This is a genomic window from Amycolatopsis sp. NPDC049868 (assembly GCF_044461365.1).
GTDB lineage: Bacteria > Actinomycetota > Actinomycetes > Mycobacteriales > Pseudonocardiaceae > Amycolatopsis.
In genome coordinates this window covers 91,125-104,213 of the sequence record NZ_JBITKV010000017.1, presented here as the reverse complement: position 1 = coordinate 104,213, position 13,089 = coordinate 91,125, and the positions used below count along the sequence as shown (strand labels likewise).

The window sequence follows — 13,089 nt, the reverse complement described above, 5'->3', positions numbered from 1 at the left end:
CCGGCCCCTCCAGTCAACTGATCCGCACCGAATGACTCAACGGCGTCACCGCGGCCGACGGACCCACCAAAACGCTCCGGTCCCCCGTCCCGACCCGCCAGCTCTTCGTCGACGTGTCCCAGTAAGTCAGCTCGGCCCCGTCGATATGCATCTTCACCCGAGTAGACGCCCCCGCGGCCAGCTTGACCCGCTGATATCCCGCGAGCGCCTTGGTCGCCTGCGGCGCCTTGACGTCCGGGCTGGCGCCCAGATACACCTGCGGCACTTCCTCCCCCGCCGCCGAACCCGTGTTGCACAAGGTGAATTCGACGTCGAGCCCGCCGTTGCGCCAGGCCGCCGTCAGGTCCCGGTAGCCGAACTTGGTGTAGGTCAGCCCGTAGCCGAACGGGAACAGCGGCCGCACGCCGTTCTTGTCGTACCACCGGTAGCCGGTCTGGATGCCCTCGGAGTACTGCACCGTGCCGTCCTTGCCCGGGTACGCCTCTGGCTTGCCGCCGACCGGAGTCTGGTCTACCGACATCGGGAAGGTCTGGGTCAGCCGGCCGCTGGGCGCGACATCGCCGTACAGCAGCCGCGTGGTCGCCTCGGCGCCTTGCTCGCCGGGGTACCACATGTCCAGCACTGCCTTGGTCTTGCCGAGCCACGGCATCGCGACCGACGAACCGGTGTTCAGCACCACCACGGTGTTCGGGTTGGCGTCGGCGACCGCGGAGATCAGCTCGCTCTGGTAATCGGGCAGCGACAGCGACTCGCGGTCGATGCCCTCGCTCTCGTCGTCGTAGGCGAACACGACGGCGGTCTTGGCCTTCTTCGCCGCGGCGACGGCTTCGCCGAACTTCTGGTGGGCCTGGGTCGGCGTGAGCCACTTCAGCTTGGTGGTGATGTCGCCGTTGGCGAAACCGTCCAGCTGCCCCAGCGTGACCGGGACCTTGCCCGCCTCCAGGTGCACCCGCAGCGTCGCCGGGGTGCCGGGGATGAACGCCTTCGCCCGTCCGCCGACGGTCAGCAGCGCGACGCCGGGACCGGTCACGTCGGCGGTGAACCGGTAGTCGCCGGTCTCGGGCACGTCCAAGGTCCCCTGGTGCACCTGTTTCGGCGCCACGGTGATCGCGCCGTCGGCGGCCGCGGGGAACTGGGGCGAGACCTGGGCGGCGGGGAGCGCCGCGTAGTCCTCGCTGATGCCTTGCGAGTAGGACACCTGCGCGCCCTTGCCCGCCCGTGCCGTGATCGTGTCCAGCGGGGACGACGCGTGCGCCGGGGTCACCAGCGAGCTGCCCTTGCCGCCGACCTTCGGCACCTTCGCGGTGGGGCCGATCAACGCCAGGTTCTGGCCCGCCGCACCGGAAAGCGGCAGTGTGCCGCCCTCGTTGCGCAGCAGCACCGCGCCCTGTTCGGCGACCTGCTGAGCCACCCTCGCGCCGGCGGCCGGGTCCTGGGCCGGCCGGGCCGGCGGCGGGGAGTCGAGCAGCCCGAAGCGGCCCATCTGGGTCACGATCCGGGTCACCGCGGTGTCCAAAGCGGACATCGGGATCGTGCCGCTGTCCAGCGCCGACTTCAGCGCCCGGCCGAGGAACTTGCTGTCCGGCATCTCCTGGTCGAGTCCCTTGACGAGGGAATCGGTGGACTGCGTGGCGTACCAGTCCGACATCACCCAGCCCTGGAAGCCCAGCTGCTGGCGCAGGATGTCGGTCAGCAGCGACGAACTCCCGCAGGCCTGTTCGCCGTTGACCTTGTTGTAGGAGCACAGCACCGAGGCCGCGCCCGCGTCGACGGCCGCCTTGAACGGTTTCAGCTCGATCTCGTGCAGGGCCTGGTCGTCGATCCTGGCGTCGACGCTGTAGCGGTCCTGCTCCTGATTGTTGCCCGCGAAGTGCTTGACCGAGGCCATCGCGCCGCGCGACTGGATGCCGGAGACCTCCGCCGCCGCGATGTGCGAGGTGACCAGCGGGTCCTCGCTGAAGGTCTCGAAATTGCGCCCGCCGAGCGGCACCCGGATCGCGTTCATCATCGGGCCGAGCACCACGTCGGCGCCGAGCGCGCGGGCGTCGGCGCCCAGCACCGAACCGTACTGTTTGGCCAGTCCGTCGTTGAACGAGGACGCCAGCGCCACCGGAACGGGCAGCGCGGTGGCGGGTTTGCCGATCCGGACGCCCGCCGGCCCGTCGGTGATCCGCAGCGGCGGGATCTGCAGCCGCGGCACGCCGGGCATGAACCCGGCCTCCCCGACCGAATTCGGGTCCGTCGTCCCGGAGACGAACGACAGCTTCTCGTCCAGGGTCATCTCCGCCACCAGCGCCCTCGCGCGCTCCGGGCCGAAGGAGGACTGCGGCCCACCGGGGGATCCGCTTTCGGTCACCGCGTAGGCGACCGCGCCGGGCAGCAGCACAGCGGCGCAGGCCACCGTCACCACCCGCTTGGCGCGGCCGTGCAAAAACCTGCCTAATGCATTCATCAACGACCCCAGACTTCTTGGGCGAACCCCCGCTCCGGCTCAGGAACCCCCACGACCGAACTGGACACTCGCACTTCCCGGCAATACCTTCACATTTCGGGCGTTCGCCGGCCCGCCCGCGATGTCCGGGCGGATACTACACACTGTCGCGGCCGGATCAGCTCGCATCGCCGACACAATCGGCCATCCGGAGCCGTCCTGGCAGCTCTGCCCTGCTGCGCACCTGGAGTTTCCGGTATATGCGGGTGAGGTGCTGTTCAACTGTGCTGACAGTGATGAACAGTTTCGGGCTATTCTCCCGGTTGGTCATACCCGGCTCCGCCGGTGGAGCGGCGGTGGATCTCCCTCAGCTTCCCCAGCCTTCAGACCCGGCTCCCCCATTGCCCACAGCGAATCCGCTTCGTCGGACCGGCCTCCTCGTGTCTTTCCTCGTCGGCTCGCCAGCGCCTCGGAATGTCCTGAGTGGAGGGTAGGAGCGCGGAAAGGGCATGGCGCGCCAGGGGGAACGGGCGCCGCGGTCCCGAGAGACCCGGCGCCGCACTCGGCTCCGGATCGTCTCGCCCGCTTTTCTCGCCTGCCTGCTCCCCGGCAGTTATCGAGGGGTAAGGCAAACGTGTCGTGTCCCGAGCGCCACGCTGGGGACACTCACCGTCTCGACGATCCGGCGATGGAGGTTCCCAATGTCGCATCTGAGACACTCAGCGTCTCAAATGCGACATTAGGAACAAGAACCGGGAACGCCCCACCGGGCGGGATCGTGTTTCCCCAGACCTCCCGGCTCGACCGTGCCCGCAGACGACGCCCCCGACGGGTCTGCCGTGCCGTCGCGAAAAATCGGAACCCTGCCGCTTTTTCCGGCAAAGCTTGGTTTGCCTCGCTACTTCATGACTGAACGTGCTTGATAATGTCCCCCATTATCGAGTGGTCGACAGGTCCCAGTCGTGTTCAACTGCCAGTTGAACATATCAACGGCCCGGCAGGCCCGTCAACGACTGACAGGGCAGGCCGCACCGGCGGTTAGTTTTTCCCGCTTCGTCTCCCGCCGCTCGCTCCCCTGATGGCCCAATCTAGCCGATGACCTGGCGGTTCTCTTGATCGAAGCGTGATCGACCCCGTGCCCGGCGCGAGCGACTCCCAGGGCCGTCCAGGACCCGGCGGGGCCGGACCGGGGCCGAGCGGCCGGACCGCCGCGCGGGCTTCCCGGGGAATTAGGCCACCGTTCACCGGCCCTTTCCCGGGTCGGCGAGCGCATTCGCCAGCCGGTCCCGGGCGTGCATTAATGCTTTTCCATCGGATGGCCGCCGCGTCGTTGACACCGGCTGACGGGTGCTGCTATTCACTTCTTCAGCCAGGCTTCCCGGGCTCAAAGGCGCACGCGCCGTCGAGCCGGAGCCGCCGGGGAGCGAAGTGTGGCTGTCCCTACTCGGCCGGACGTCCAGACCCATACCGGTCAGCCCGGCCGGTCAGTAACTTCGAATGCATCGCAAGACCTCGAACACATCACCAGACTTAAGGAACCGGACATGGCCAACTTCACGATCGACACCGCGGCGCTCAACGACCCGCGCACCAAGCAGGCGTTCGACACGATCAAGAAGTGCGTCGGCTTCTTCGGCATCGTCAGCGCCATCGTGCTCGCCACCTGCGTAGTGGTCGCCTTCATGCACCAGGAGGTCACGACGTTCATGTGGGTGCGGGGCGCGATCCTGCTCCTGGTCGCCCCGCTGATGCTGAGCTGGGTCAACAAGGCCGCCAACGGCGCGGGGGGTCCGTACGACCGGCTCGCCACCGTCTCCGTCATCCTGCCGATCGCGATCATCGCGGTGGACCTGATCCCGGGCATCTGCCCGCCCTGGTACGCCGTCATCCAGGGCATCAGCGCGCTGCCGCTGATCGGGGTCGCGGTGCTGACCCGCAACAGCCAGGTCCGCGCGGCGTTCCGCAAGCAGAAGAAGTAACGCTCCGGCCGAGCGCCCTCGTCGATCGTCGAACAGCCCCCTCGGTTTTCCCGAGGGGGCTGTTCGCTGTCTGTCATCGGATTGGCGGGGATGGCGGTCGACGGCGCGGGCCGCGGTTCACCGACCCAGTGCGGTCCCGATGAACGGAACCCGCTCCGCGAGAGCCCGCGGAGTGCGGCATTCGAAGAATTCCGTGAGACCGACCGACACGCCGCTCACCTTGTGCAGCTCCTGCATCGCCACCGCCGCCAGCATCGAATTCCCGCCGTGGGCGAAGAAATCAGTGTCCTCGTCCACGTCGTCACGACGCAGCACAGTGCGCCAGACCTCGATCAACCCGTCGGTGATCTGCACCGAACCCGACCCCGGTGCCGAAGCCGGGCAGGTGGTGCGAGGCCGTTCCGCCAGCGAGCGGTCCAGCGCCGGATAATCGACCTTCCCATTGGCGTTGATCGGGATCGACTCGAAGACCAGAAGCTCGCCGACGGTCATTGAGGCGGGGAGGCGTTCGCGCAGGTGCTCGCGGACGCTGTCCAGGTCGACACCACTCCCGGACGGCTCCAGGCAGCCGACGAGTACGGCATCGGCCGTCGGGTCGCCGACGACCAGGACCGCGGCGGCGGCGACTTCGGGGTGGGCCAGCAGGGTCGTTTCGATCTCGCCCAGTTCGATCCGGTTGCCGCGCAGTTTGACCTGGCGGTCGCCGCGGCCGAAGAGGTCCAGGGTGCCGTCGGCGCGCCAGCCGGCCAGGTCTCCGGTGCGGTAGAAGCGGCCGTGCACCGGGTGCACGCCGAAGCGGGCCGCGTTCAGCTCCGGGCGGTCGTGGTAGCCGATGGCCACTCCGGCCCCCGAAATGCACAGTTCGCCGCGGACGCCGACCGGCAGTTCCCGGTCGTATTGGTCCACGACGTGCACCTGGGTGTTGGCGATCGGGCCGCCGACGTCGAGCCGCGGTCCGGGGTCGTCGGCGATGACGCGGGAGGTCGACCAGATCGCGGTTTCGGTCGGGCCGTAAGCGTGGTGCAGCACGCAGCCGGCGGTCAGCAGGCGACGGGCCAGCGATACCGGAACCGGTTCGCCGCCGGTGATGACGCTGCGGCCGCGCAAGCAATCCGCCATGCGGTCGAGGACCAGCCGCCAAGTGGTCGGGGTGGCCTGCACGAACCGCGCGTCGTACCGTTCGACCAGTTCGCGCAGCACCCGGCCGTCGCTGCGGGCCGGGTCCGGCGCGGCGGCGAGGCGGCATCCGGAGACCAGGGATACGAACAGTTCCACGCCGGACATGTCGAAGGCGAAGGTGGTCGTCCACAGCATCGTGTCCGCCGGGCCGGCGTCCAGTTGCCGGGCGAAGTGGCTCGCGACGTTGGCCAGCGCGCCGTGCGTGATGAGTGTCCCTTTAGGACGTCCGGTGGAGCCGGAGGTGTAGATCAGGTACGCGCAGGAGGCCGGATCCGGTGCCGGGGGCGCGCTGTGGTCCGCCGGGAGCGCGTCCTCGGCGGGAGAAGCGGACAGCACGGCGAGGTCGGAGGTGGCGAACTGGCCCATATTTCCAGCCGCTATCAGGATTTTCGCGCACGAGTCGGCGAGCTGGTAACGGATTCGGTCCTCAGGGTGTGCCGCGTCCAGGGGCACGTAGGCCGCGCCGGCGAGCCAGGTGCCGAGGACCGCGGTGACGAGTTCGGGGCCGCGCGGGAGCGAGATGGCCACCCTGTCCCCCGGGCCGATCCCGGCTTCCCGGAGCACGGCGCATTGGGCGACGGCCGCGTGCCACAGCTGGCCGTAGTCGACGAAGCGATCCCCTTCGCCGACGGCGCTGGTCTCAGGTGCGCGCACGGCGCGGGTGTGGACGGCTTCGAGCACCGAGGCCGGTTCGACGGGTCGCGCGGTGTCGTTGGCCGCTGAGATGATTTCGTGGTCCTTCGCGCTCCACCACGGCAGGTCGCCGACGCGGCGCTCGGGGTCCTCGGCCACGGCGGAAAGCACTGTCTCGTACCGGGCCAGCAGCAGGCGGACCTGCTCTTCGGGCAGGAGTTCGGGCTGGTACCGGGCCGAAACCAGGTCGCCATCGACAGCGATCTCGAGTTCGACGCCGTCGTCGGCACCGAGGTCCCGGGAGAACGCGTACCGCGCGCGCCTGGACGACTCCGCAGGATATTCCCCTTGCTGGACAAGAAGTTCTCGAACAGTCCACAGTGGATCGATGAGCAGTCGCCGGTGCACGATTCCGAGGAACAGGTCCCGTCCGGCGCCATGCCTTTCGAGCAGCACGGCGAAGGCGCCGAGCAGCACCTCGAACTCCGGGACGCCAAGGGATTCGGCCTGTGCGCGGACTGCGCGGACCGTCTCCGCGGACAGCCGGTGCTCGATTCGCGCGGCCGCGGCCGGTTCGCCGGAAGCCGGTGCCACGCAAGCCAGTTCTTCGCCCTGCCAGGCACGCGTCGTGTCCATGTCAGATACCCAGTTCCTTGTCGATGAGCTCGAAGATCTCGTCGTCGGTCGCCTCGGCGATGTCGTCGTCGGAATCGTCGACGGACTCGGGATCCGTTGCGCTGCCTCGGAATTCCTCCACCAGCAGCTCCAGCCGGTCCGCCAGGCGGGCCCTGCCCTCGCCCCGCGCGCCGATCCCGGCCAGCAGCGACCGCAGCCGGTCCAGTTCGGCCAGCACCGGACGGTGGTCTGCTTCCCGGTCGGCGAGCTGCCCATGCAGGTAGCGGGCGAGATCCGCCGGGGTCGGATGGTCGAAGACCACCGCAGCAGGCAGCCGGAGGCCGAGCGCGCCGCTGAGCCGGTTGCGGAATTCCAGCGCGGTCAGCGAATCGAAGCCGAGCTGGCGGAAGTACCGGCCCGCCTCGACCGATTCCGGACCGGATTTCCCGAGCACCAGCGCCGCCTGCGCGAGCACCGCGTTCAGGATCGCGCCTTCGAGCTGTTCGGGCGGCAGCGCGGCGAGTTCCCTGGCCAGTGCGCTGGTCCGGCCGGGGTCGGCGGCTCCGGCGGTCCGCCGTCCTGGCCGGACCAGCCCGGTCATCAGCGCGGGGACCGGGCTGCCGGAGCGGCGCAGCGCGCCCAGGTCCAGCTGGGCGGTGACCAGCAGCGGGTCCGTCCGCCCGGTGGCGACGTCCAGCAGCGAGAGCCCGTCGGCCACGGCGAGCGGGCGCAGGCCGTGGCGGGTCATCCGCTGCCGTCCGGCTTCGGTGAGTTCCCCGGCCATGCCGTTCTCCCAGGGGCCCCAGGCCAGCGAAGCGGCGGGCAGTCCTTGCTGGCGGCGGTGCGCGGCGAGCGCGTCGAGGAAGGTGTTGCCCGCCGCGTAGTTGGCCTGTCCGGGACTGCCCCAGACCCCGGCCACCGAGGAGAACAGGGTGAAGGTGTCGAGGTCGAGATGCCTGGTCAGCTCGTGGAGGTTCCAGGCGGCGTCGGCCTTGGGGCGCATGACCTGGTGGATCTGCTCCGGGGTGAGCGAGCCGACGACGCCGTCGTCGAGCACGCCCGCGGCGTGGACCACGCCGGTCAGCGGCTCGGTCTCGGGCAGTCCGGCGAGCACTTCGGCCAGCTGGTCGCGGTCGGCGACGTCGCAGGCGATCACCCGCACTCTCGCCCCGGACCGGGCCAGTTCGCCCGCCAGTTCGGGCATGCCCGCCGCGCCCATGCCCCGCCGCGAGGCGAGCAGCAGGTTCTTGGCCCCGCCCGGCCGCGCCAGGTGCCGGGCGACCAGCCCGCCGAGCGCGCCGGACGCCCCGGTCACCAGCACGGTCCCCGCCCGACCGGACGGCGCGGGCACGGTCAGCACGATCTTCTCGGGCCCGCCGCGGTTCACCCGGGCGAACGCCGCCGCCGGGTGTCGGATGTCCCAGCACTCCACCGGCAGCGGGCGCAGCACGCCTTCGGCGAGCGGGGTCGACAGCGACGCCAGCAGCGGGCCGAACGCTTCGGGAGTCGGAAGTCGGTCGACACGCACGGTTTCCCGTCCAGGAGCCGAAGCGGCGTTCTCGGTGCGGTGCTCCTCGTCGAGTCCCGCTTCGGACAGCACGCGCCACGCGGACCGTTCCGCGACCGCGACGACGTCCGCGCCCTGATGCTGCGCCAGCCGCACCGCGGCCAGCCCGGCCGCCGACGCGGCGTCGTGGATGAGCACTCGCTGTCCTGGTCGGATGTCGGCCACCGCGTGCCACGCGGCGAGCAACGCCAGCGGAGCGGCGGCCGCCTGCGGGTGCGACCAGCCCGCCGGGATCGGCAGCAGCAACCGGGCATCGGTCACCGCGGTGGGGCCGAACGCGCCGTCGAACACGCCCAGGACCGCGTCCCCGACGGCGAACCGGGTCACACCGGGGCCGGTTTCCAGCACCACTCCGGCGCCTTCTCGGCCCAGGGGCCCGGAACCGCCGTCCAGCACGGTGCGCACGTCTTCGACGTTCACCCCGGCGGCGCGGATGCCCACCCGGACCTCGCCGTCCGCGAGCGGGACGCGGTCTTTCTCGCGCAGTTCCAGGTTTTCCAGCGAGGGCGCGGTGAAGCCGAGCTGCCAGTCCGGTCCGGCGGGCACGGCGAGGCCGTCCGCTTCGGCCCGGTGCAGGCGCGGCACCAGCACTTCCGCGCCACGGATCGCGAATTCGGGTTCGCGCAGCACGGTCGCGGCCAGCACCAGTGCGCCGGTGCCGTCGACTCGGTCCACGTCGGCCAGCGCGATCCGCTCCGGGTGTTCGCCCGCGGCGCCGCGAATGAGGCCGACGACCCCGGCCCCGTCCAGACGGACGCCGACGCCGGGCGTCGCGGCCACGGCTCGTTCGGTCACCACCACCAGCTGCGAACTCTCCATCGCGTCCGCCGCAAGCCAATCGCGTACCACATCCAGCACGTGCAGCACGGCCTCGCGGGCCTGCCCGGCGATGCCTGCCGCCAGGTCCTCGCCGCGAGGGCAGCAGACGACGACCACCTCGGGCACCGCGGCCCCGGCCTCGACCGCGGCGATCAGCCCCGCGACGTCCGCGTAGCCCAGGGCACCCGGCACGGCCAGTCCGCCGTCGCCGCCGAGGACGGCCGACGAAAGGACGGGAGCCGCGTCGGGCAGCTCTACCGGCGCCCATTCGATCCGGAACAGTCCGTCGTGGGTGCGGTCCAGCGAAGCGGCGGTCAACGGGGTCAGCACCACCGACTGCGCGGAGGCCACGAGCTGTCCGGCCGGGTCGGCCAAGGCCACCTCGACGCCCTCGGCGGCCGGGGCCAGGCGGACCCGCGTCGCGATCGCGCCGGAGGCGTGCACGTCCACACCGCTCCACATCGTGGGCAGCGACGGCGCGCCGCCGGTGGACTCGGCCAGCTGGGTCAGGTGCAGGGCGGCGTCGAGCAACGCGGGGTGGACGCCGTATCCGGCGACGTCGGTGCCCTCGGGCAGGGCTACGTCCGCGAAGAGCTCGTCGCCGCGCCGCCACGCCGCGCGGACGCAGCGCACGGCGGGCCCGTGGCTGGCTCCCGAGGCGGCCAATTCTTCGTACAGCGCAGTGACATCGATGGTTTCCGCGCCGGCCGGTGGCCACTGCGAACTCCACGGGGCCAGTCCGGCGTCGTGGCCGCCAGGGGCGAGCGTGCCGGACGCGTGCCGCACCCACGGGGCGTCGCCGATCCGGGTGTACACCGCCACCGGCCGCCGCTCCTCGGCGTCCGCTTCGCCGACGGTGACCTGCATCGACAGGCTGTCCCGGCTCGGCAGCACCACCGGCGTCTCGACGAGAAGTTCTTCGAGTCGACCGCATCCGGCCTCGTCGCCGGCGCGGATCGCCAGGTCCGCCAGTGCCGCGGCGGGCAGGATCGTCCGGCCTGCCAGTGTCGAGCCCGCGAGCCAGGACGGGGTTCCCGGCGCGAGGCGACCGGTGAGCATGACCCCGCCGGTGGCGGGCAGTTCCGCGACAGCGCCCAGGAGCGGATGTTCGGGGCTGTGCAGGCCGAAGTCCTCGGCACGGCCGCCCGCGACCGCGTTCAGCCAGTACCGCCGGTGCTGGAAAGCGTAGGTGGGCAGATCGACACGCCGAGCACCTGTGCCGTCGAAAACGTTGTGCCAGTCGAAGTCCAGGCCGCGCACGTACACTTTGGACACCGCCGTCAGCAGCGCACGGACCTCGTCACGTCCGCGCCGCGCCACCGGTATCCACGCCTCGTCCGCGTCGTCGGGGCGGCTCAGCGGACCCATCCCCGACAGGACGCCGTCCGGGCCGACCTCGACAAACGTCCGCACCCCCAGTTCCCGCAGGGTTCCCGCCACGTCCGAGAAGCGCACTGCCTCGCGCACATGCCGCACCCAGTAGCCCGGATCCGTCACCTCGTCGCCGACCACGGCCCCGGTCAGCCCGGACACCAGCGGGAGCTCCGGACGTCGGCACTCCACCGAGTTCACTACTTCGGCGAACCGCGCCAGCATCGGCTCCATCAGCGGCGAGTGGAAAGCGTGCGACACCGACAACCGCTTCGTCCGGCACCCCTCCAGTTCCGCCGCGGCCGCGAGAACCTCGTCCTCGACGCCGGAAATCACGACTGCCGTCGGCCCGTTCACCGCAGCCACTCCCACGCCCGGACGGCCCGCGATCACCTCCGACACCTGCTCCACGGTCGTCTCGACGGCGACCATCGCTCCGCCGGTCGGCAACTCCTGCATCAACCGGCCGCGAGCCGCCACCACCGCACACGCGTCGGGCAGCGACCACACTCCGGCAACATGGGCAGCCGCCAGTTCTCCGATGGAATGGCCCGCGACCACGTTCGGCCGCATACCCCACGACTCCAACAACCGGAACAGCGCGACCTCGACCGCGAACAACCCCGACTGCGCCCACACCGTGTCGTTGAGATCGCCATGCTCGCCCCGGATCACCGCCGCGGGCGAACCGTCCAGATGCTTCTCCAACCCGGCACACACCGCGTCAAAAGCTTCCGCGAACACCGGAAACACCGAGTACAGGCCCAACCCCATACCTAGCCGCTGCGCACCCTGCCCGGTGAAAACAAACCCGACCTTCCCCAGCGAACCCACCACACCCGACACCACGCCGGCGGATTCGCGGCCCTCGGCCAACGCCGCCAGCCCTTGGCCGTGATCACCCAACACGACCGCACGGTGCTCCAACGCCGCCTTGGCCGCCAACGACCACCCGACGTCCAGCGGCTCATCCGCCAACCCGGTCAACCGCCTGGCCTGCGCAGCCAGTCCCTCCGCCGAACGCGCCGACACCACCCACGGCACCACCGGCAACACCACGTCTGTCTCGACCGGAGCCTCCGCGACCTCCGGAGCCTGCTCCACGATCACATGCGCATTGGTCCCCGAGAACCCGAACGACGACACCCCGGCCCGACGCGGCCGATCGCCGACCTCCGGCCACGACACCGCCTCGGTCGCCAACCGCACCGCACCCGAATCCCACTCCACCCGCGTGGACGGCTCCTCGGCGTGCAACGTCGCGGGCACCACGCCCCGACGGATCGCCGACACCATCTTGATCACCCCGGCCACCCCGGCAGCCGCCTGCGCATGGCCGATATTCGACTTCACCGACCCCAGCAGCAACGGCCGGTCCGCGGGCCGATCCTGCCCGTACGTGGCCAGCAGGGCTTCCGCCTCGATCGGGTCACCCAGCCGGGTCCCGGTCCCATGCCCGTCCACGACGTCCACGCCGTCCGGCCCCACCCCCGCGCGCGCCAACGCCGCACGGATCACCCGTTGCTGCGACGGACCATTCGGCGCCGTCAACCCGTTCGACGCACCGTCCTGATTCACCGCCGAACCCGCCACCACCGCCAGCACCCGATGCCCGTTGCGCCGCGCGTCCGAAAGCCGCTCCAGCACCAAAACCCCGGAACCCTCACCCCAACCGACACCGTCGGCACCGTCCCCATAGGACTTGCACCGACCATCCGGCGACAGGCCCCGCTGCCGCGAAAAGTCGATGAACGTGGCCGGCGTGGACATCACCGTCACCCCACCCGCCAACGCCAGCGAGCACTCCCCCGCGTTCAAAGACTGCACAGCCAAATGCAGCGCGACCAGCGACGACGAACACGCGGTGTCCACCGTCACCGCCGGACCCTCCAAGCCCAGCGCGTAGGAGATCCGGCCGGAGGCGATCGAGCCCATGTTGCCGGTGGCGAGGTAGCCCTCGGACTGCTCGCGCGCCTGGTTCCAGATCAGGTAGTCGTGGTAGAACAGCCCGGCGAACACCCCGGTGTCGCCGCCGCGCAACGAGTCCGGGTCGATCCCGGCGTCCTCCAACGCCTCCCACGACGTCTCCAGATAAACCCGCTGCTGCGGATCCATCGCGAGCGCTTCGCGAGGGCTGATACCGAAGAACTCCGCATCGAATCCGCTTGCCTCGTAGAGGAAGCCGCCCTCCACGCAGATGCTCTTGCCGAGCGCGTCCGGGTCGGGGTCGAGCAGGTCGGCCGGCCAGCCGCGGTCGGCAGGCAGCGGGCCGATCGCGTCGGTGCGCGCTTCGAGCAGTTCCCACAGCTGGTCCGGGGACGAGACCCCGCCGGGGAACCGGCAGGCCATGCCGACGATGGCGACAGGTTCTTGCTTGCGCTCCTCGGCTTCGCGGAGACGCTCGCGGGTCTGGTGCAGTTCGGTGGTGACCCGCTTCAGATAGTCGCGGAGCTTGTCCTCGTTCGACATCCGGGAGTCCTTCCTCTTTCGTGCGC

The 13,089-nt window shown here is 70.5% G+C and carries 5 protein-coding genes; 1 reads left to right on the top strand and 4 read right to left on the bottom strand.

Annotation, left to right across the window (positions count from 1 at the left end; genetic code table 11):
* Positions 1 to 13: 13 nt before the first annotated feature.
* Positions 14 to 2,452 (bottom strand): beta-glucosidase, encoded by a 2,439-nt coding sequence (locus ACIBTM_RS41200; protein ID WP_395882562.1) that lies wholly within the window; start codon positions 2,450 to 2,452, stop codon positions 14 to 16.
* 157 nt (positions 2,453 to 2,609) lie between these two features.
* The gene (locus ACIBTM_RS41195) at positions 2,610 to 2,762 is read right to left on the bottom strand and encodes a helix-turn-helix transcriptional regulator (RefSeq protein WP_395882561.1); all 153 of its coding nucleotides are present in this window, start codon (positions 2,760 to 2,762) and stop codon (positions 2,610 to 2,612) included.
* A 1,213-nt stretch (positions 2,763 to 3,975) separates the two neighbouring features.
* On the opposite strand from ACIBTM_RS41195, the gene ACIBTM_RS41190 reads away from it, so the two are divergent.
* Positions 3,976 to 4,410 (top strand): hypothetical protein, encoded by a 435-nt coding sequence (locus tag ACIBTM_RS41190; RefSeq protein ID WP_395882560.1) that lies wholly within the window; start codon positions 3,976 to 3,978, stop codon positions 4,408 to 4,410.
* Positions 4,411 to 4,527: 117 nt separating this feature from the next.
* Here ACIBTM_RS41190 and ACIBTM_RS41185 read toward each other — a convergent pair whose 3' ends face one another.
* Together ACIBTM_RS41185 and ACIBTM_RS41180 are read right to left on the bottom strand one after the other, a co-directional pair.
* Complete coding sequence (locus tag ACIBTM_RS41185; RefSeq protein WP_395882559.1) at positions 4,528 to 6,858, bottom strand: amino acid adenylation domain-containing protein; 2,331 nt, start codon at positions 6,856 to 6,858, stop codon at positions 4,528 to 4,530.
* 1 nt (position 6,859) lies between these two features.
* A complete protein-coding gene (locus tag ACIBTM_RS41180) occupies positions 6,860 to 13,063 on the bottom strand; it encodes an SDR family NAD(P)-dependent oxidoreductase (protein WP_395882558.1) in 6,204 nt (2,067 codons plus the stop codon).
* Positions 13,064 to 13,089: the final 26 nt, after the last annotated feature.

Bases quoted from the DNA above. Each gene is read 5' to 3' on its own strand.
- ACIBTM_RS41190 (WP_395882560.1), top strand. From the start codon at position 3,976: ATGGCCAACTTCACGATCGACACCGCGGCGCTCAACGACCCGCGCACC.
- ACIBTM_RS41200 (WP_395882562.1), bottom strand. From the start codon at position 2,452: ATGAATGCATTAGGCAGGTTTTTGCACGGCCGCGCCAAGCGGGTGGTG.
- ACIBTM_RS41180 (WP_395882558.1), bottom strand. From the start codon at position 13,063: ATGTCGAACGAGGACAAGCTCCGCGACTATCTGAAGCGGGTCACCACC.
- ACIBTM_RS41185 (WP_395882559.1), bottom strand. From the start codon at position 6,858: ATGGACACGACGCGTGCCTGGCAGGGCGAAGAACTGGCTTGCGTGGCA.
- ACIBTM_RS41195 (WP_395882561.1), bottom strand. From the start codon at position 2,762: ATGACCAACCGGGAGAATAGCCCGAAACTGTTCATCACTGTCAGCACA.